Origin of the sequence: Anaerostipes sp. AF04-45 (assembly GCF_003461725.1) — a bacterium.
Classification (GTDB): Bacteria; Bacillota; Clostridia; order Lachnospirales; family Lachnospiraceae; genus Anaerostipes; species Anaerostipes caccae.
In genome coordinates, this window is sequence record NZ_QTXQ01000001.1 from 238,816 (window position 1) to 259,198 (window position 20,383).

The 20,383-nt window shown below is 45.5% G+C and carries 21 protein-coding genes and 1 tRNA gene; 3 read left to right on the forward strand and 19 right to left on the reverse strand.

From position 1 onward, the window contains the following. Positions 1-291: 291 nt before the first annotated feature. From DWV34_RS01185 to DWV34_RS01205, 5 genes are all read right to left on the reverse strand, one after another. Positions 292-1,023 carry an ABC transporter permease gene (locus DWV34_RS01185; RefSeq protein WP_006567579.1) on the reverse strand — a complete coding sequence of 244 codons (732 nt, stop codon included), beginning with the start codon at positions 1,021-1,023 and terminating at the stop codon, positions 292-294. Further along, on the reverse strand, positions 1,020-1,865 hold the full coding sequence (locus DWV34_RS01190) for an ABC transporter ATP-binding protein (protein WP_009289337.1): 846 nt from the start codon (positions 1,863-1,865) through the stop codon (positions 1,020-1,022). Before DWV34_RS01190 ends, DWV34_RS01185 begins: the two co-directional genes overlap by 4 nt. Positions 1,866-1,962: 97 nt before the next feature. Continuing rightward, positions 1,963-2,865: a LytTR family transcriptional regulator DNA-binding domain-containing protein gene (locus DWV34_RS01195; protein ID WP_118475086.1), complete on the reverse strand. Its 903-nt coding sequence runs from the start codon at positions 2,863-2,865 to the stop codon at positions 1,963-1,965. Beyond that, positions 2,862-3,680 carry a carbon-nitrogen hydrolase family protein gene (locus tag DWV34_RS01200; protein WP_006567582.1) on the reverse strand — a complete coding sequence of 273 codons (819 nt, stop codon included), beginning with the start codon at positions 3,678-3,680 and terminating at the stop codon, positions 2,862-2,864. The genes DWV34_RS01195 and DWV34_RS01200 overlap by 4 nt, the downstream gene beginning before the upstream one ends. Positions 3,681-3,691: 11 nt before the next feature. Next, the gene (locus DWV34_RS01205) at positions 3,692-4,855 is read right to left on the reverse strand and encodes an AI-2E family transporter (RefSeq protein WP_006567583.1); all 1,164 of its coding nucleotides are present in this window, start codon (positions 4,853-4,855) and stop codon (positions 3,692-3,694) included. A gap of 248 nt (positions 4,856-5,103) precedes the next feature. Here DWV34_RS01205 and DWV34_RS01210 point away from each other — a divergent pair. Both DWV34_RS01210 and DWV34_RS01215 read left to right on the forward strand, forming a co-directional pair. After that, positions 5,104-5,176: transfer RNA gene (locus DWV34_RS01210), tRNA-Lys, on the forward strand. Between the two features lie 100 nt (positions 5,177-5,276). Further along, positions 5,277-5,756, forward strand: coding sequence for a C-GCAxxG-C-C family protein (locus DWV34_RS01215; RefSeq protein WP_009289341.1), 480 nt, complete (start codon positions 5,277-5,279; stop codon positions 5,754-5,756). A 175-nt stretch (positions 5,757-5,931) separates the two neighbouring features. Here the strand turns inward: DWV34_RS01215 and DWV34_RS17330 are convergent, their stop codons facing one another. From DWV34_RS17330 to trmB, 10 genes are all read right to left on the reverse strand, one after another. Continuing rightward, positions 5,932-6,429, reverse strand: coding sequence for a hypothetical protein (locus DWV34_RS17330; RefSeq protein WP_022261270.1), 498 nt, complete (start codon positions 6,427-6,429; stop codon positions 5,932-5,934). A 144-nt stretch (positions 6,430-6,573) separates the two neighbouring features. Beyond that, entirely contained in the window at positions 6,574-6,852 is a 279-nt protein-coding gene (locus DWV34_RS01220) for a hypothetical protein (RefSeq protein WP_009289343.1), read from the reverse strand. Between the two features lie 127 nt (positions 6,853-6,979). Next, complete coding sequence (gene iolE / locus DWV34_RS01225; protein ID WP_009289344.1) at positions 6,980-7,879, reverse strand: myo-inosose-2 dehydratase; 900 nt, start codon at positions 7,877-7,879, stop codon at positions 6,980-6,982. Between the two features lie 131 nt (positions 7,880-8,010). After that, positions 8,011-9,588, reverse strand: coding sequence for a response regulator (locus DWV34_RS01230; RefSeq protein ID WP_009289345.1), 1,578 nt, complete (start codon positions 9,586-9,588; stop codon positions 8,011-8,013). 14 nt (positions 9,589-9,602) lie between these two features. Next, positions 9,603-11,336 (reverse strand): cache domain-containing sensor histidine kinase, encoded by a 1,734-nt coding sequence (locus DWV34_RS01235; protein ID WP_009289346.1) that lies wholly within the window; start codon positions 11,334-11,336, stop codon positions 9,603-9,605. A gap of 84 nt (positions 11,337-11,420) precedes the next feature. Then, positions 11,421-12,440 (reverse strand): Gfo/Idh/MocA family protein, encoded by a 1,020-nt coding sequence (locus tag DWV34_RS01240; RefSeq protein ID WP_006567591.1) that lies wholly within the window; start codon positions 12,438-12,440, stop codon positions 11,421-11,423. A gap of 224 nt (positions 12,441-12,664) precedes the next feature. Beyond that, complete coding sequence (locus tag DWV34_RS01245; protein WP_118475088.1) at positions 12,665-13,603, reverse strand: substrate-binding domain-containing protein; 939 nt, start codon at positions 13,601-13,603, stop codon at positions 12,665-12,667. Positions 13,604-13,616: 13 nt separating this feature from the next. Next, positions 13,617-15,398 carry an ABC-F family ATP-binding cassette domain-containing protein gene (locus DWV34_RS01250; RefSeq protein ID WP_006567593.1) on the reverse strand — a complete coding sequence of 594 codons (1,782 nt, stop codon included), beginning with the start codon at positions 15,396-15,398 and terminating at the stop codon, positions 13,617-13,619. 149 nt (positions 15,399-15,547) lie between these two features. Beyond that, the gene (gene trxA / locus DWV34_RS01255) at positions 15,548-15,865 is read right to left on the reverse strand and encodes a thioredoxin (RefSeq protein ID WP_022261269.1); all 318 of its coding nucleotides are present in this window, start codon (positions 15,863-15,865) and stop codon (positions 15,548-15,550) included. 188 nt (positions 15,866-16,053) lie between these two features. After that, on the reverse strand, positions 16,054-16,689 hold the full coding sequence (trmB, locus tag DWV34_RS01260; RefSeq protein ID WP_006567595.1) for a tRNA (guanosine(46)-N7)-methyltransferase TrmB: 636 nt from the start codon (positions 16,687-16,689) through the stop codon (positions 16,054-16,056). A 126-nt stretch (positions 16,690-16,815) separates the two neighbouring features. Here trmB and DWV34_RS01265 point away from each other — a divergent pair, with 126 nt between their 5' ends. Further along, complete coding sequence (locus DWV34_RS01265; protein ID WP_009289349.1) at positions 16,816-17,259, forward strand: CYTH domain-containing protein; 444 nt, start codon at positions 16,816-16,818, stop codon at positions 17,257-17,259. A 69-nt stretch (positions 17,260-17,328) separates the two neighbouring features. On the opposite strand, the gene DWV34_RS01270 is transcribed toward DWV34_RS01265, so the two are convergent. From DWV34_RS01270 to atpD, 4 genes are all read right to left on the reverse strand, one after another. After that, a complete protein-coding gene (locus tag DWV34_RS01270) occupies positions 17,329-17,865 on the reverse strand; it encodes a GGDEF domain-containing protein (RefSeq protein WP_147342246.1) in 537 nt (178 codons plus the stop codon). A 234-nt stretch (positions 17,866-18,099) separates the two neighbouring features. After that, positions 18,100-18,477 (reverse strand): hypothetical protein, encoded by a 378-nt coding sequence (locus tag DWV34_RS01275; RefSeq protein ID WP_009289351.1) that lies wholly within the window; start codon positions 18,475-18,477, stop codon positions 18,100-18,102. An 85-nt stretch (positions 18,478-18,562) separates the two neighbouring features. Next, complete coding sequence (gene atpC, locus DWV34_RS01280) at positions 18,563-18,970, reverse strand: ATP synthase F1 subunit epsilon (RefSeq protein WP_006567598.1); 408 nt, start codon at positions 18,968-18,970, stop codon at positions 18,563-18,565. A gap of 12 nt (positions 18,971-18,982) precedes the next feature. Next, complete coding sequence (gene atpD / locus DWV34_RS01285; RefSeq protein WP_006567599.1) at positions 18,983-20,380, reverse strand: F0F1 ATP synthase subunit beta; 1,398 nt, start codon at positions 20,378-20,380, stop codon at positions 18,983-18,985. Positions 20,381-20,383 lie beyond the last annotated feature (3 nt).

Consider the following 20,383-nt stretch of genomic DNA (forward strand, 5'->3'; position numbering starts at 1 on the left):
TGAGGCTGTCTGAGCGTCAGCGAGTTCCGAACGGGCCGCCGGAGAGACTTTGCTGAAAGTTAGAAAATCTTACATCTCTGAGACAGCAAGCCGGAAAACTGGTCAAAATGCCAGAAAAACGGTGCCGGAATTTCTTCCGGCACCTGCCTGCTTGCAATATGTGCTCTGTTACCGGCAGAGCATTTTTAAAAAGAGAGGATTAAGTATATATGAAAAACTATGTCTTCATTATAACAACTTTTCCTTTAAAAACAATATATAGAAAATAAACAATTCTAAACATATTATAAACTATTGGCTGTCTACCCCTCTTTTCTTGTAGACGATATTAAACACCGCAATGCCTATAACGATCCATACAAGGCAGACCGCATAGTGTTTCATATTGGCTCCGGAGAGAAAGGCAGCTTTATTTTGGTATTCTCCGTTCATAATCTCCATAAAGGCGTTTGTGGGAAGACAAAATGCTATCTTTTCCAGTACCTTGTTCATTCCGGCAAACATCGGCGGCAGCATCAGCAGAAGCATCAGCGGTGTGGAAATCGTTCCGGTTGACATCTGATTTTCAGACAAAATTCCCACAGCTGCACCTAAAAACAGGATACCGACCGAAGCCAAAGTGGAGATGAGCATATAACCCGCAAAAAACTTCATATCAAGTCCCACCAGCAGATAATTCGCCACGGAGATCACTTCCATCAATAAAAGTACAACAAACATCTTGCTGGCCAGAAACTCCATAGCCCTGACATCGGACATGATCAAAGTCCGCAGGGTATTTTTCTCTTTTTCCTCCGCCACCATCATGCTCAGCAGTGAGATCGGCGCACAGATCAGATTCAGCACCTCACAGAGAAGCAGGGGGTATAACATCCCCGTCTCTTTTCCGATCGGCAGTACCTTTGTGTAAAGGACACAGAATAAGATCGGAAGCAGTAAAATAAAAAAAGTATTTTTATTGCCCGCAAGCATCCGGAAATCCTTTTTCATCAGTGCTTTTATGATTCTCGCTCTTAATTTCATGCTAATTCCCTCCCCGTCAAGTCCAAGAATATCGTTTTCAAGTCGGGTTCCACTGAATGGATCGTCACAACCTCTTTGTCTGCACTTAAAAGTTCCTCTGCTATAGCCGTTTTATCCTTGGGAATTTCTTTTACAGTTCCGTCCGTGTAAAGGATCTTCACCCTGTCTTTTGCATATTTGATCTTCAGTTCTTCCGGTACTCCGACCTCTTTGATGACCCCTTCGTTTAAGAATGCCACTCTGCTGCAGAGTTCGTCTGCTTCCTCCATATCATGAGTCGTAAGAAAAACAGTCGTTCCGTCCCGGTTCAGCTGTTTGATGATATCGTGTACATCCTCACTTGTAGATGGGTCCAGATTGGCCGTAGGTTCATCCAAAAAGAGCAGCTTTGGTTTATGTAAGATCGCCCTGGCGAACAAAAGCCTCTGTTTCATTCCTCTTGAGAGTTTCTCCGCCTTTTTCTTCCCGTCCTCGGTTAAATGAAGCTGATCAAGCACCTCCGGAATTCTTGTTTTCGGAAGCCTGTAAATCTCAGAAAATATTTTAAGGTTTTCCTCCACAGACATTTTTTCATAAAAGCCGCTGTTGTCGGATAAAATTCCGATGTTCTGATACAGCCTGCTGACATCTTCAAACGGTTCCATTCCCATGACAGAGATCTGACCGCAGTCCTGGCGAAGCTGTGCACTCAATAATTTGATCGTCGTTGTTTTTCCGGCTCCGCTGGGCCCTAAAAAACCAAAGATTTCTCCCTCCGATACCCGGATATTCACATCGTCCAATGCCATTTTCTTCTGAAATGAAATGCCGACATGTTCCATTGTTATGCAGTCTTGATTCATGTAAATACCTCCTCGTAATACATGCATTTTATTGGATTCTCCCGGTTTTCACAAGGAAAAACGGATGAACGGAGATATAGGTCCATGAAAAGAGCCCCTAAAATCCATAATATTCCTTCAATTCTTCAATCCTTCCTTTGCTGAGAGGGATATTTTCCTCTTCCCCGCCTTTCATCCTGAGGGAATAAGAATTTTTTGTCCATTTCATAACTTCCGAAACTCTCTGCATGTTGACGATATAAGAACGGTGACTCCTGAAAAAACCAAATTTCTTCAGCTTGCTGCAGAGTTCGTCCATAGTCATAGAACACTGGAACCTGGCCTGTCTGACGTGCAGATAATTTTTTCCCTGCATGCTTTCAATATAATCGATCTCGTCCGGATCAAAAAGCAGGATTTTATCACCCATCCTGGCCGGAATCTTTTCCGCCATATAAGGCCCGCTCTGTTCTTGTTTCGAAAAAATATTTTCCGGCAGTTCTTCCGCATGCTCCTCATCCACAAAAAAATGCCTTCCCGGAAGCATATACACATGTTTTAAAGACTGAGAAGTAGTAATAACCTTTTTCCCCTGATCACCACACGATTCGATCCACTGTATCATCGGCTGTACAGAATCTCTGTCTGTCCCGAGGACAGGTTCCTGAAGGAATAAGATATCCCGGTCCATAATGATTTCCCTCGCCAATGAAACTCGGTACTTTTGGGAAGGTGTCAGCGATTTTATCTTACAGTAAAGAAATCCATCAAGCTGCATGGTGCGGACTGCAGAATCCAGTGTGACATCAGAACCCGATAATCCCGCAAATAATTTGAGATAGGAATTCACGGTCATATAGTCATAGTATCCTTCATTCTGGAGAACAGCCCCAACATCTTTACAGAGACTGATCAATGTTTCCAGCAAAAGTTCACTGATATCACTCCGGCATTCAAAATGCAGAAGAGAAGTTCCGTTTGATGCTGAATTATATAGTATTTTTTCCAAACTGAGTTTCATTTTCCTGTCCTTATGTCATAAAGATCTGTCCGGCGGTTTTTCATTACCGGAACCTGATGTATAATGGCATCTCTCTGGTCTGTGTCTACCGGCAGGACAATCAGTTCCTCTCCTGCTTCCCCTTCTGCAAGCTTTCTGCCGGAGGGATCGAAGGCGAGACTTCTGCCCATATAGTGTTCTTCACTGTAATGGCAGCAGCCAATCGTAAACACTGTATTCTCAATGGCCCTGGCACGAAGCAGAGCCTCCCACTGCATAAATTTATCCGGACCGTCTACCCATGCTGAAGGATAGATCAGAACCTCTGCACCCTTCAGTGCCTGTATCCTGGCCGGTTCCGGAAATCTGAGATCATAGCAGGTTCCCAGTCCTGCCTTTCCAAGCGGTGTATTCACCGGTTCATGCAGAACTTCCCCGGGCAGCGTACTGTCCGATTCTTTCCATGAAAATGCATCAAATAGATGAGTCTTTCTGTAAACAGAGCAGAGATTACCTCTGTCGTCTAAAAGGACCGCCGTATTGAAACATTTCCCTCCTGAATCCCTGCCGGGCTTCTCGCTCATTCCAAATAAAATCCACTGCCCATGTGCTGCGGCCAGTCTTTTCATTCCCTGTACAAAGGGTCCGTCGAGAGTCTGGGCTTTTTCATAGTAAGCACTTCCCTCTATAGGATAATACGTCATAAAATACTCCGGGAATATGACAAAGCATGCGCTTTCTTCCCTGGCTTCCCGGCAGAAGAATTCTGCCTTACAGAGATTTTTTTCCGGTTCCTGTGAAGCTCTGCACTGAGCAATGGCAGCAATGGATTTCATATATATGCCTCCTACTCGATATCCAGATTCTTTTTGTATAATCTGTAATTGACCCAGTTGTTGACCAGATACTGGACCACCGCAAAAAACGGCACTCCTAAAAACATACCCAAAGGTCCGAAATACGCTCCTCCGACTGTAATGGAAAAGAGGATCAGGATCGGCCTGACTCCCGTAGAATTACCGAGGATCTTCGGTCCCAGCACCAGTCCGTCGAACTGCTGCAGCACCAGGATCATTCCAAGAAAAATCAGTGTTTTATATGGGCTTACAATAAAAAGAATAAATGCGCCCGGAACGGCCCCGATAAAAGGTCCAAAATAAGGAATCATATTGGTTACCCCGACAATAACGCTGATCAGCACGGTATACGGCAGGTTTAAAAGACTCATAAGCAAAAAGCAGAGGAACCCGATAATGAGGGAATCCAGTGACTTTCCAATGATATAGCCGGAAAAAATATTATGGCACTCTTTCAGCCCATGAATGACCGGAACCGCTGCATCATAAGGAAATACTGCAAAAATAAGTCTTCGGCAGGCACTTTTCAATAATTGCTTATCGGCCGTCATGTAGATGGACACTACGAAAGCAATAAACAGATTAAACAGCCATTTTACAAATGAAACCGAAAAATTGTACAGCATCGGAATGGCTTCTGTGAGCATTTGATTGGAAAGCTGCACCAGCTTCGGCAGACTCTTGGTCTCCAGTGTTTCCATCAGCTCGGCCGGGAATACTCCGGAACCGCTTTCCTTGTAGTGATCCAGCAGTCCCATGATCTGGTCTGAAATGACCGGAATCTGGCTGGACAGTTCCTTAATGCTGTCATAAAGCTGAGGTACGATAAAGATCAGACAGATCGTTAGTGCTCCGACTAATATGATATAAGTAGTGAGGATCGCACATGCACGGCATAATCTTTTTCGTTTTTCACCGAATAATGATGAAAAGACTTTTTCGTTAAAAAAGGTAACGACAGGGTTCATCACATATGCGATCAGAAAACCAATAAAAAATGGGAAAATCGTATTCCATAGATCCGTGAGAATCCCGACCGTAGACGCCCAGTTATTGACCAGGCGGAATATTATACACCCAATAAGGATTACAACAATCGAATAAATCGATATGGTAAAATATTTTTTATTGGATTCAAATTTATTGTTTTTCAATTCTTACACTCCTTCTATTATCCTCAGGTCACAATCGAATTTTGGCTTTATTCTAGCACAAAGACACAGAAAAGTATAGGGTCCGGCGCCTTTTGAACCCGGTCTTTTCAATGACTTCTGCATCACAAATACATTTATTATTGTCATCGACAAAAAGATACAAAAAAATTTTCAATTTTTACTTGCAATTATGGAAAACATCATATATAATAATTCTTGCGTTGAAAATGCAGCGCATCATGAAATAAGCGTGATTAGCTCAGTTGGTAGAGCACCTGACTCTTAATCAGGGTGTCGAGGGTTCGAGCCCCTCATCGCGTATTAAAACACTATTTTTGGCTTGTTTGGGGCTGGGGATGGTGTTTTTTTATTTCGTAAAATGAAAACTGTATGAACCGGCACAAAAGAAAAGGAGCCCCCTATGAACATTGATCTCACTTCCAGTCAATATGCCCAAAAGGCGATGAATTTATTTAAAGAAGGATACAACTGTTCTCAGTCAGTTTTTCTGGCTTTCAAAGATCTGTACGGCATAGACCGGCACACTGCCCTCAAGCTCAGTTCTTCTTTTGGCGGAGGCATGGGAAGACTCCGGGAAGTATGCGGCTCTGTCAGCGGTATGTTTCTCACTGCGGGAATTTTGTACGGATACGACTCACCGAAAGACCGTTCCTCAAAGACAGAGCACTACAAACGGATTCAGGAACTCGCCCGCTCATTTGAAGAATTAAACGGTTCCATCGTATGCCGTGAATTGCTGGGACTTGATCAAAAAAAAGAATCTTATGTTCCGGAAGAGCGCACAAAAGACTATTACCGGAAGCGCCCATGCGAACAGATCGTCGGCTGTGCTGCTTACATTATGGAAGAATATATCAGGAATCACCCGATCCTTTCATAAGAATCACAAGTTTTCCTTAATATTTGTTTATAGGATGTTTAGAATTGTTTAGTTTCTATACATTGTATTCGCACATAAAGCTGATATACTTAAGACATAGTTTTTCATATATATTTTAATCCTCTCTTTTCATTGAAAGACCCCGCAGGCATGCGGGGTCTTTTATTTCCCTAATCTATATATTTCTTATATAATAAATATAAAATTTAATTGTCTGATTGTTGTAATTTGCAGAAGTAGCATAATTCCTGATATAGCATCTCACCCGCCTGTTTGCCTCGTCCACATATGCATTGTATACGGACAGATTACTCGTGGTGCACGCAAATCCTCCAAGACCTAAAACCTTATAGCCTGCCGGCAAATCATATGCGAATTGATACTCCGGTGTTCCTCCCGCCGGTATACTGATATCGGATCTTTGTAAAATCTGGCTTCTCACAATATCTTTCATTTTTGTATTTGTATCATTTAAGCCTGACTGACCTGCTTTTGTATTCAGCTCCTCACGTAATCGGCTGATTTCATTCCTTGCCTCATTTACTGCTGCTGTCAATCCTGCTATATCTTTTGATGTCTGACTTTCAAGATCCTCAACTGTCTTTCCAATCTGTTCAATTGCTTTCGAATGAAGTTCATGCTGCTCAACCCCAACCAGTCCCGCCGAGTCCAAAACGACCTCAAACGGTGCCGTATCTGAATTCTGAAAACAAAAGTTCCATGTGATGGAAAATCCCGGACTTTCTGCCGCTGATGGAATTTTCTTTCCCTCCGAAGTCTGTGCAATGCAGTATAAAATTTCTCCCTCCTCCGGATCTTATGCATAAAATCCTACCTGTTGCAGTTCATAGCTTTCCTTCACCTCTATATTTTCCAGCAGTACAGGAATCACGGCTTTGCCGTCCTCTGTCCGTACCGGCTGCAGTGTAATTTCCTGCCGTTCGTCGGTGATCTGTGTCTGCTGCCTCAGATTCACAGAAGGCACCTCTCCTGCTCCGGCCTTTGCCCCTGTAATTTTTAACGTCTGTCCGTCAAACAGTTTATTCTGCAGCGCTGTACCCTTTTCCGTAAGCGCTGTATTCTCCCAAAGTTTCATAATTTATTACCCCTCTTTCCACAATATGTTCTATATTAGAAACCATACCACAGCTCTACCGGACATTATGGGCAAAAAAAATACTGCCGGATGCCATCCAGCAGTATTTTATAAATCATTTTATTTTTTATAATCCGGTTTTCTCCGCAATAAACTTTCTTGCTTTCAGCGCATACTCCAGTGGATTCGCCTTTGCCGGGTCCTGTTCTGCTTCCACAAGCATGTATCCCTCATATCCTGCGTCCTCCAGCACCTTAAAGATCGGATCAAAGTCGATGCATCCGTCTCCCGGCACAGTAAATGCTCCCATACGCACACCGTCTAAGAAGCTCAGGTTTTCTGCCTTTACTTTTTCTACGATTTCCGGACGAATATCTTTTAAGTGTACGTGCTTGATGCGGTCCACATAAGTTTTCACCATTTCCAGAGGATCGGCGCCGCAGTATGTAAAATGTCCTGTGTCAAATAAAAGGCTGACATATGCAGGATCTGTATCTGCCATCATCCGCTCAACCTCATCCGGGTCCTGCACCACGGTTCCCATATGATGGTGGAAAGTAAGGCTGATGCCGTACTCTTCTTTTGCGATTTTCCCAAGTTTGTTCATACCCGTGCAGAATGTCTCCCATTCCTCATCATTCATCACATACTTATGTCCAAAGATGGGCGTGTCCGTCATTCCCTGTACACTGTGGCTCTGCTCGGATGCTCCGATGACCTTTGCTCCCATAGCCTTTAAGAAGGAAAGCTGTGCACGAAAATCTTTCTCCACTTCTTCAAATGGTTTCGTAATCAGGAAAGACGAAAACCACTGATTGCAGATTTCAATTCCCCGCAGCTCTAAAGCTTTTTTCAGCACTTCGGGGTCCTTCGGATATTTGTTCCCCACCTCTGAGCCGGTAAATCCTGCCAAAGCCATCTCGCTGACACACTGTTCAAACGTGTTTTCTTTTCCCAAATCCGGGAGGTCATCGTTTGTCCATGCGATCGGGGCAATTCCTAATTTTACTTTTTCTTTGTTAAACATAGCACTTCTCCTTTATCCGTGTTCTTTATATGATCTGAATAAAGGATACCATGGAAGAAGCTCAAAAAAATCGGGAATATTTTTAGCTTTGTTGTACTAAAAATAGATGTTCCCGATTTCGTGTCTTATTTTTAGAACTTCCTGCGGTACTCTGCCGGGCTGACCCCATTTAACCGTTTAAAAGCCTTTGAGAAATAGTGGTAATCGTTGAATCCCGATTCCACTGCAACATCTTTAATCTTGTAGCTTGTATTTTTGAGAAGATCTTTTGCATACTCTACACGGAGTTCCAGAAGAAATCCCGAAAAGCCGATCCCCATTTCCTGTTTAAACAGATAACTAAGATAGGCAAAATTCAGTCCTACAGCATCTGCAACCTCCTGAAGCCCGATCTGCTCTTTGAAGTGTTCACGAATATACTGCACTGCCTGTCTCGTCTGTGTCCCCGCATTTTCGGGGACTTTTTTTCCTGTACCCAAAAATATTCTGCTTCTGTAATCCTTAAAGATATCAGAAAGCTGATCCACATGAGTGAGTTTAAACAGTTCTTCCTGACTGTGCTCTGTCCCCACTGCCGTATCTAATTTCCGAATCCACCGGAAAATGATCTTTGGGTCCGTCCTTGTCTCCCGGCATGCTTCTATCACACGAAAAAACTCTTCTTTCATCTCTTTTTCTTTTCTTCCTGCCGCATAATCCCTCACATGATTTAAAAGTTCCTGTGCGCACTCCGGCATCTTGGTCCCAATGGTCTTCTGGCTGTCAAAATATAAAATATCTCTGTCCTCATAAAAACTAAGCTTAATGGTCTCTCTTGCCTGCTGATATGCCTGACGTATGCCCCCTTCTCCAATGCAGATATTGCTGACTGCAATATCGTAGTCAAAAATCTCCTCCCGGCAGCACTTGAAGCAGGCAGAGGCCACACTCGTGAGTTTCTGCTTCATTACACTGCTCCTGCTCAGATCAGAAAGATCCAGAAAACAGCAGAAGATGCCTCCTCCCAGAGAAACTGTCTCGGCCCTGCTGTGCTCCTCTCCCAGGAGCATTTGAAGCTGAGCAGACAGACGCTCTATGAACCCTGCGGCGTATTGTTCCGACTCAGCCGGTGACTGGCTGTCTTTGATAACCATCCAGGCAGGGATAAACATGTTGACGACCGCACTGTTGATATATTTTCCTTTAATCCCCGCCTCGATGCGCCTTTCTTCCCGCTCTTTAGAGCTCATATCTCCCGCCACAATCTCGTTAAAAAATCGTATCTTCAAAGACTGGCTTCCGGCCTCGATCAGCTTTTTTGTCCGTTCTTCTTCACTGTTTCGTTTCTTTAGGCTGTTCATATGGTGTTCCGCATTTTTCAGCACCTCAAAAAGGGAATCCTCGTCCAGAGAATTTTTCAGCACATATTCATTTGCACCAAGGCGCATAGCTTCTTTCACATAATTAAAATCATCATGACAGCTCAGTACGATGATATATGCAGAAAGTCCCATTTCCCGTACCTTGCGTATCAGTTCGATCCCATCCATCAGCGGCATGGAGATATCGGTTACGATCACGTCGGGAGCCTGCTCCCTGACTGCATGTAAGGCCTCTTCCCCATCCCTTACATCGGCAGTGATCTCGTAACCCGCTTTCTCCCAGGCATCCAGCTGCTTCAGATAACTTCGCACTAAAAAATCGTCATCGACAATCATTGTTCGGTACATGGCGTTTTCTCCTTTCACACTGCATACTGATTCTGGTCTTTGTAAGCCGGCAGATACAGATATGCTGTTGTTCCGTCGGAAGTACTGTCATAGCCCAGGCCGGCATTATTTCCGTAATACAGTTCCAGCCTCTCACGGACATTGACAACTCCTATCCCGCTCAGGCCGCTGGTTTTCTTTGTCTTTTTTGTCAGCAGCTCATAAATCTGTTCCTGTGTCATTCCTCTTCCGTTATCTTTGACACTGATACATAAATAGTCTTCTTCGATCACGGCCCTGATCTCGATCCGGCTGCTGTCCATCTTCATATCCAGCCCATGCAAAATAGAGTTTTCCACCAGAGGCTGAAGGATCAGCCGCGGGACAAAACAGCTGCCCGCGTCTTTCCCTATCTCATAATCCACATGAAAATGACCGTCATATCTCATTTTCTGGAGATGAATATAATTTTTTAAAATATGTATCTCGTCTGAGACTGTGACAAACGTACCTTTTTTGTTGACACTTGCCTGCAGAAGCTCCACAAAATCACCGATCAGGCCTCCCAGTTCCTTCTCCCCTTTCAGAAGTGCCGCAAACTTAATGGAATTTAAAGTATTGTACATAAAATGCGGGGTAATCTGATACTGAAGTGCTTCCAGCTCTGCATCTTTTTTGAGTCCTTCTTCTTTGATCAGCTTTTCGATCAGCTTTTCAATCTGGTTCAGCATGTTGTTAAAGTCATTGGAAAGCCGTCCAATCTCATCTCTGGTGCGGACCTGAACCCTTTTATCCAGCTCTCCGGCGCTGATTTCATCCATCGCCGCCGTCAAATTCCTCAATGGCTCATACATAGCCCTCGTGGCAAAATAGGCGGGAATCAGTGACATGCCCAGAAACAGAAATAAAAATGCCAGCAAAAAATATTTCAGCTGATTCAGGTCGCTCAATACGACACTCTTCTCCGCCGTAATAAAAAAACTGCAGCCCGTGAATGCCGTTTTATAGCTGATGCCTATGACCGCCGGGTTACTTTTATTATAAATGCCGTTCTGCTGGACATCGGGGAAATTGCTGTTCCTGTAAATTTTGCCCATGGATTCGGCATTCTTCGTAGAGACAATGACATTTTTCTTATTGAGGAGGACCGCGTCTGAAGATCTGCCGTCATTTAAAATATCCAGATACTTATAATAGACAGCCCTCTCTTCAACATTACACATGACAAATCCAAGGACACTTCCGTCGTCTTTTATGACGGGCTCAATAAAAGACAGCACTTTATTCTGTTTTCTCACCGGATCTTTGATAATAACCGGATGGTCTTCCAGAGAAACCTCTGCAATATGCTTTAATACAGAGTCCTCTACTTTCTTTACATAAACCGGATAATCTTCCGATGTAACAATGACTTTTTGTTCCGGAAGAACCAGACAGACTGATCCGATATCACTGTTTCGTTTCTTGAATCCTCCCAGCATACCGGACATCTTCTCCAGCTGTCCTGCATCCTCTGTTCTCAGATAGCTTTCTGCCTGCCGGGAAAGCCCTTCTGCGTTGGATGCCTGTACCGTAATGTAATAAATCTCTTTCATGGCATCATCGAAAGCATTCCCTACCTGCTCAATGCGGCCATAGAGATTTGTCCCGTAATTGTCCTCAATCATCTGAGTAGATTTCAAATAAAATATCAGGGTGATGGCCGAGGCAGTCAAAAATGTGATGCTGATGATGGCTAAGAAAACTTTACTCCGCATACTGCGTATCATATCAGACTTCACTCTCCCTTCCCTGATATCTTCTTCTCTTTCTAATTATACGTGACACCCAAAGAGTGTCAAGCTAACCGATTTTTAATATTCGATCTTTACAATGCCTCCCTTTTTCCAGGCTTTTGTAGTTGCAAAACCGATCTGTGTTGATTTTGTACCGTCATATACGGTGACATCCGGTTTCGCACCTTTCTGGACACAGTGAATGAATTCTGCCATTTCCAGCTGATAAGACTCTGCAAATCTCTCCGGAAAGCCGCTGACACATTCTTTCACAGCCCCATTTTTATCATAGATCATACACAGATTTTTTTCCGGTACCGGACTGATCCTTAGAGAACCCTCAGTGCCGACAATCTCTGTCTCAACGTGATATCCATGTGCCGCAGTACGTCCGACATGCACAAATCCAAGTGCACCGTTTTCGCATTTATACATTGCCGCACCGGTCTCGTCATCTCCTGCTTCCTTAAACTCCGGATGTTTGAATGTGGCTCCTGCCGCATATACTTCCACGGGATCGGATTCCAGAAACCAGCGCATCAGATCGATGTCATGGATGGCCATATCAATGAAGATCCCGCCGCTGGTCGCTGCAAATTTAATCGCTCCTTCTGCCAGGGCTTCCGGATCGATTCCTGCCGCTTTCACCATATATGGTGTACCAATGGCTCCTTCTTTGATCTTTTCCTTTGCATATGCATAAGACGGATCATAACGCCGCATAAATCCAAGGAAAAATGTAAGTTCCGGGTGGCGTTCCACAGCAGCCTCGGCTGTCCTGCATTCCTCTACCGTTATTCCCAGCGGCTTGTCGGAAAACACATGCTTTCCCGCATCCAAAGCAGCTTCGATCTGCCAGCAGTGCTCCCCGCTCGTCGTCACTATGGCAACTGCATCGATATCTGCTTTTTCCAGCATTTCACGGTAATCTGCATAGACATCTGCAACTCCCAGCTGTTCTTTTGCATATTCCAGCTCCGCCGGAACAATCGAACAGGCTGCCGTAAGTTCCGCATCCGGGATTTTAAATGCCAGGTTATTTGCATGCAGCTTTCCTAATCTCCCCAGCCCTGCAATACCAACTTTTACTTTTCCCATGATATATTCCCTCCTTTTTTGATATTTCGCCTTCCAATAGCTTCCTATTTGATCTCTTATAATCTGTACCTTTGGTTCTATTTTACCTTCCGGTATCCGAAGTCGTATCCATGGATTTTTTTAGATTTGATATTATATTTTTGTAACGCATTCCGGCTGTTATTTAATAGATGAAAGTAAAGGACCTTTGGTCTGCCAAAGGTCCTCAGATATATGTACTATTTTTATTTTTGTGGTTTTATTTTTAGATCTGCCTGAATGATTTTTTGTTCAGGCTGCTTTTTTCCTTCTTTTTGGTTTACGATATAGCGTACCGTCTCATAGCCGATTTCATAACCCGGCTGATAAGCCAAAGCCCCGATTTTCCCCTTCTTGACCGCATCCAGCGCATCCTCCTGGGCATCCACTGTGGCAATCAGCACCGGCCGGTCTCCAAGGTACTCCATGATTCCGAGTGCGGTCACGGCGCTCGTAGCAAAAATTCCGTTTAAATCCGGATGTTCTCTCATAAGCCTTGAAATCTCTTTCTCCGGCATCCGCAGATTGCTGTATCCGCTTTCGGTAAAGGCAATCTTTATGTCTGTATTTTTATCTATATAGTCCCGAAAGCCTTTCAGCCTTGAGGCATGGGAGCTCTGTTTCAGATTCCCTGATATAATGCCCATAAGCCCTTTCTTTTTCATCTGTGCCGCCATATATTGGGCCAGTTCTCTGCCTACTTTTTCATTGTCGATTCCAATATAAGGAACTCCCTTCTCGAGAATCTTTGTGTCATAGGATACAACCTGAATCCCTTTTTCTTCCGCCTTTTTTAAGTAGCCCTTTGCATTATGTGAGTTGATTGGGGATACCGCCAGGGCATCAATATCTTTTTTCAGAAGGCTGCCGATCATCTGCTGCTGAGTCTTCTCATCCGTCTCCGTATCCGGAGACATAATAATGACCTTTACCCCCAGGTCTAAAGCCGCTTTTTCCATGCCGGAACAGACTGACATCCAGTATTCACTGCTCCGTGATTTTGTCACGACACCGATCACATACTTAGGATTCTCTGCCTCGTCAGACTCATGCACTTGGCAGGCAGACAGGCTTCCACCGAGCAAAGCACACAAAAGAACCGCACACAGAAACTTTACCCTGCTATGTTTTTTACTCTTCTTCATTCATATCCACCTCTCAGGAATTCTGGGATTCAATTTTCTCTGCCAAATCGTTCAGGTAAACCCACCGCTCCATCTTTTCGTTGAGCTGCTCCTCGAGTTTCGACTTTTCTTCCGTCAGTTCTGCGAGCCTTGTATACTGGCTGGCGTTTTCCTCCATCTGCTGTCCGACAGATATGATTTTTTCTTCCAGCCGTTCAATGTCCTCATCTATAGTTTCATATTCTCTCTGTTCTTTATATGAAAACTTCAGCCTGGTATCTTTCTGTTTCCATGATTTCTTATCCGTTTTTTCCTTTGGCTTTGGCTCCTCCGCCGGTTTTCCTGCTCTCAGATAGTCTGTATACCCGCCCTCATACTGCTTTATCTCACCGCCGCCCTCAAATGCAAAAATCCGGCCGGCGATGCGGTCCAGAAAATAGCGGTCATGGGAGACAGCCAAAACGATCCCCTGAAAAGAATCCAGGTAATCCTCAAGGATTCTCAGAGTTGCTATGTCCAGATCGTTGGTTGGCTCATCAAGTACAAGCACGTTCGGCGCATCCATCAGAACTTTGAGCAGATAGAGCCTCCTCTTTTCTCCTCCCGAAAGTTTGGACAGAGGTGTGTACTGCATGGAAGGCGTGAATAAAAAACGTTCAAGCATCTGAGACGCACTGATCTTCCCGCCGGGTGTCTGAATATAATCAGCCACATCCCGGATATAGTCGATGACTCGGATGCCGTCCTCCATGTCTTCATTTTCCTGTGCAAAATATCCGATCTTTACTGTGTCCCCGGTCACAACCTCTCCGGTGTCCGGGGCCAGACGTCCCGTTATGATCTTCATCAGAGTGGATTTGCCGCAGCCATTCGGCCCAATGATTCCCAGCCGGTCATCCCTTAACAAGATATAGGTAAAGTCTTTTATGAGCTCTTTCTCCCCGTATGCCTTGGAAATCCGATGGAGTTCAATCGTCTTCTTTCCGAGTCTCGTGCCCACAGAATCCATCTCAACGTTCTGGACTTCCCTGGGGCCTTCCATGTTTTTCAGCTGTTCATACCGGTCAAGCCTTGCTTTCTGTTTAGTCCCCCTGCCCTGAGGCCCTCTCTTCACCCATTCCAGTTCGGTCCGCAGAAGACTCTGGCGTTTGCGCTCCGTGGCCAGTTCCATCTCTTCTCTCTGTGTCTTTAAAGCCAAAAATCCTGAGTAGTTGGAGTCATAGGTGTACAGCTTTCCCTCGTCTATCTCTGCGATTTTATTGGTTACGCGGTCCAGAAAATAGCGGTCATGGGTCACCATGATCAGGACTCCCTTAAACCGGTTCAGATAATCTTCCAGCCAGAGGGCCATGTCATTGTCTATATGGTTGGTTGGCTCGTCCAGGATCAGTACATCCGCCGGGTCCACAAGGGTCCGGGCCAGCGCGGCTCTTTTCTTCTGCCCGCCGGACAGATGATCCACAGATTCATCGAAATCACAGATTCCAAGTTTTGTAAGAATCGTCTTGGCCTCACTCACCGGCTCATTCCCATCCGGATCATGTTTCCCTTCCGTCACATAAGACAGCACCTTTGCCCCGTCCGGAAACTCCGGGTTCTGTGGGAGAAAAGCCGTGCGGATACCTCTGCCGAAGATCACCTCTCCCTCGTCAGCCGTTTCCTGTCCTGCAATGATCTTTAACAGAGTTGATTTTCCTGTCCCGTTGACGCCCAGCACTCCGATCTTATCTCCCTGATGTACTCCTAAAGAGACGTCATCGAATATGGTCTTATCTCCAAAAGTTTTACTGATATGTTCTATGTTTAATATATTCATGGATCCACCTTTTCTTCCTTGACTATCTGTTTTTTAGTTTAATTGCTGTCTTACATCTTGTCAAACGAAATCCCGGTGCAGACCCACAGAAAAACGGATGGCCGGTTTACGTTCCGTCCATCCGTCTTTATACAGTCATTTCCTGACCCCTAACGCGCTTTATCCACGGCTGCTTTTAACTCTTCCTTAGGCACAGCTCCTACAACTTTTGCTGCCACCTGGCCGTTCTTAAAGACCAGGAACGTAGGTACCGACATCACGCCGTACTGCCCTGCGATATCACTGTTCTCATCGATATCCAGCTTTCCGACTTTAACGCTTCCCTCGTACTCTTTTGCCAGTTCTTCCACAACAGGCCCCATCATTCTGCACGGTCCGCACCATGTTGCAAACATATCGACAAGTACCGGCTGCTCTGAGTCTAACACTTCTGCCTGGAAATTTTCATTCGTAAACGTATACTCCATAATCATTCTCCTTATCTTGACCGGCATAAACAATCTTTTGCCTCTTCCAGCGATGCCAGCAGGCGGCAGAACCATTTCCTGTGCTTTGGATGCTGGTAGAAAAATTGATTTACCTTTACTTGACACTTTTTCTGTTTCATAATTATCTTACCACTTTTTTATTATAGTATGCAATACGGATAAAAATATTAACGGCAGGCTGTAAGGCGGCAGATTGGACTGCCTTTTTCAGAAAATTTCTTCTCATATTCTGTCATAACATTGTCTTTTGCAAACTCACTGTGATGCAGATCAAATGTACAGTCAAGAAGTTTCCATCCGGCTTCCTCCGTCTGTTCCAGGGAAAAGTCAAACAGCCCGCGGTTGTCTGTTTTGAAAATAACCTGTCCGTCCTTCGCAAGGATGTGGTCATACCTCTCATAAAATCTCGTAGAAGTAAGCCTCCGCTTTGCGTGGCGTTCTTTCGGCCACGGATCGGAGAAATTCAGATAGATCCGGTCAATCTCTCCCTCGGCAAAAACATCCTGGAGATTCTCCGCGTCCATGCGGATCAGTCTTAAGTTATTCCCCTCGAACTCTTCCGTTTTTTCTACCGCTCTCACGAGAACACTGGAAAACTTTTCGATCCCAATATAGTTGATGTCAGGATTCTTTTCTGCCAATGTCAAAAGAAATTTTCCTTTCCCCATACCGATCTCTATATGAACCGGCCTGTCATTGCCAAACAATTCCCTCCACTTGCCTTTCCATTCTTCCGGTTGATTGACGGAAAATGGACTGGCCGCTATCATATCCGCCGCTCCCGGCACATTCCTTAAACGCATTGTATCTTCCTCGCCTTCTCTGTATTCATGTTTCTAAAACATTTTAAAAGCTTTCTGCTCAGTTGTCAATTTCCTTTGCATTCTGTCTCCGCTGCGTATATAATGAGGAAAAAGGAGGAACGCACTATGGAAATAGAACGCAAGTTTATTGTTACCGACCCGCCGAAAGACCTTGATTCCTATCCCCACTCCGAGATCGAGCAGGGATATCTGTGCATGGAACCGGTGATCCGGATCCGCAGACTCGACCATGATTACATCCTGACCTATAAGTCCAAAGGGCTGATGAAACGGGCCGAGCATGAATTTCCTCTGACAAAGCAGGCCTATGAGCACCTGAAGAGCAAGATCGACGGTATCCTCATCTATAAGACGCGCTACCAGATCCCTGCCTCAGGCTCTCTTACCATTGAACTGGATATCTTCCACGGAGACCACGAAGGACTAATGATGGCCGAAGTTGAATTTCCGTCTGAAGAAGCCGCTCTGGATTACGAAGGGCCTGAGTGGTTTGAAGATGAAGTAACATTGGATCCACGGTATCAGAATAACAATTTGGCTAACCGATGAACTCTTTTGATATGATGTCCCTTCCTGCACTCACCGCAGGAAGGGTTTTTATTATGTAATATTGCAGTGTCAGACTTCAGACACCGTATAAATCGTATATCCATCTTTTCCACGCTGTTTTGTGGCATATAGCGCACTGTCTGCCTTTTTATAAAGTACTTCAAATGTCATGTTTCTGCCCTCGGAGACAGCAATCCCTACACTGAAAGAAACATTCATGCCCGCGGAACGGAGCATTTCTTTTATTTTCTCTGCCTTTTCCTCTATCTCTTTTCTGTCTGAAATCTCATCGAAAAAAACAATAAACTCATCGCCGCCGAATCTCCCTGTAATATCAGCCGGACTAAACAATTTTTTCAGCTGCAGGGCAGTCTGGGCAATGACAGCATCTCCCTCCATATGTCCGTAGCTGTCGTTGATTGCTTTAAAATCATCGATATCTATCATAAAGAGCGCATATTTCTGGCCTTCACTCTGTTTTCCCAGGCGCTGCCTGATCATATGCTCTGATGTTTTCTTATTATAGAGCCCCGTAGATCCATCCAGCATAGCCGACGTCTTCAGCTTGATCTGCTGCTGTTTCAGCTCTGTGATGTCTCTTTCCATACAAAACAGCCTTGCCGAAGCCTTGTCCCCGGTAAACACCGGGACCAGAGTTGCAGAATACCAGCGTTCCTCTTCCTTTACGGCGGCCTCATACTCAAAACAGACAGAAGGGATGCTTTTCTTGATCGCGTCCCATATATACTCCAGGCTGAAAGTTTTTGCAAAGGCTTCCTGAAACTGAGGCGCACACTTCTTTGCCGAACATGATACAATTTCGCTGTACGGCAGATCTCTCTACTCCCAGACACCCTCCACCCGGCAGGAATGAATCTTTAACCGGTCCGCAGACAGATCCACTTCAAAAAACAGGTCACTGGACTTGCTGAGCGCCGTGTGATAGGCATTTTTCATGAGAACCAGCCGCTTTTTTTCTTTCTTTCGCTCCGTCACCACAACTGCCAGCAAAACGGACATGGTGCCTACCAGTTCAGCAGTGAGCAGTCTCCCCATTTTTTCAACGAGCTCCAGATGTGACTGTGCCGAATCCTCCCGGCCGCCTCTTAAATCAGACCGGATCTGCCAGTTAAAATTAAAAAGACTGCAGAGAATCACAACGGCTGCCACAACCGAAGCGGTCACTGCAGGCCCAAGCTTTTGATATAACCTCCTCATGTCTTTACAGCCCCTTTCCATAAAACAGGAAGAACATATTTCTGAACACGGCTCTCACAGCTGCCCGTCCAGAAATATGTTCTGTTTACATCCTTTTTGATAATTCTTCTCTGACCAGAGCTCTCCTCAAAGACATTTCAGCTCTGTGAAGGTCTGTATCGCTCTTGTGTTTCAGGCGTTCCTGGGCACGCCTTTTGGCACGCTCCACCCGCTCTAAGTCGATCTCACCCGGCCATTCCGCAACCTCTGCTAAGATATTGACAGCCTCCTTCGTGATCTCCACAAACCCCTTCATCAAAGCAGCCTGTTTCTTCGTTCCGTCTGACTCCGTGATGGTCAGGATACCAGGAGCTATGATCATTGTCATCGGAATATGTTTTGGGTAGATTCCCACATTCCCTTCTGTGGTCGTAAACTCAGCCATCCGGACCTCTCCCGCATAAAAAGAGCGGTCCGGAGTCGTTACTTCCAGTTTCATCAGATTTTCAGCCATAGGATCACCTGCCTACTTTGCTTTCGCACGTTCCACAACCTCATCAATACTTCCCGCATTCAGGAACATACCCTCCGGAATGTCGTCATGCTTTCCGTCTAATATTTCTTTGAAGCCCTGGATCGTATCATTTAAGGTTACATATTTTCCAACTGTACCCGTAAACTGTTCTGCCACGAAGAACGGCTGGGACAGGAACCGCTGAATCTTTCTGGCCCGGTCTACGATCAGCTTTTCTTCATCAGAAAGCTCATCCATACCGAGGATTGCAATGATATCCTGGAGTTCTTTATATCTCTGAAGAATCTCCTGCACCCCTCTGGCCACCTGGTAGTGTTCTTCCCCGACGATCTTCGGGTCCAGGATTCTCGATGTGGACTCCAGGGGATCCACTGCCGGATAAATTCCCTGTTCCACGATGGCACGGGAGAGTACGGTTGTGGCATCCAGATGGGCAAAGGTTGTCGCCGGTGCCGGGTCCGTCAAGTCATCGGCCGGAACATAGACTGCCTGCACGGATGTGATGGAACCGTCTTTGGTCGAAGTAATCCGCTCCTGGAGAGCACCCATCTCGGTCTGGAGAGTCGGCTGGTATCCAACCGCACTCGGCATACGTCCAAGGAGTGCTGACACCTCGGAGCCCGCCTGGGTGAAACGGAAGATGTTGTCGATAAACAACAGGACATCTTTTCCGCCCTCATCACGGAAGTTTTCTGCGATGGTCAGTCCGGTAAGGCCGACCCGCATACGCGCTCCCGGCGGTTCATTCATCTGACCGAATACCATAGCAGTCTTGTCGATAACTCCTGACTCACTCATTTCATGGTAAAGGTCATTTCCCTCTCTGGTTCGTTCTCCTACTCCGGTGAAAACGGAATATCCGCCGTGCTCTGTGGCAATGTTTCGGATCAGTTCCTGAATCAGGACCGTCTTTCCTACGCCGGCACCGCCGAACAGTCCAATCTTTCCGCCTTTCTGGTACGGGCATAAAAGGTCTACGACCTTGATGCCTGTCTCCAGCACCTCAGTCTCTGTGGACTGGTCCTTGAAAGCCGGAGCCTTTCTGTGGATCGGCTGGCGTTTTGCATTCTCAGGGGCCGGTTTATTGTCGATAGGATCTCCAAGAACGTTAAACATTCTTCCCAGGGTCTGCTCTCCTACCGGGACGGAGATCGGCCCGCCTGTGCAGACAGCCTCCATCCCCCTGACCAGACCGTCCGTCGGTCCCATCGCAATACATCTCACGGTGTCATCGCCCAGATGCTGGGAAACCTCTACAACCAGCTTCCCGCCCTGCTTTGTCATAATATCAATGGCGTCATTGATCTCCGGCAGATGCCCGTCACTGAACTTGATATCTAAAACCGCACCAATAATCTGGGTGATCTTCCCTGTATGATTATCTGCCATTTA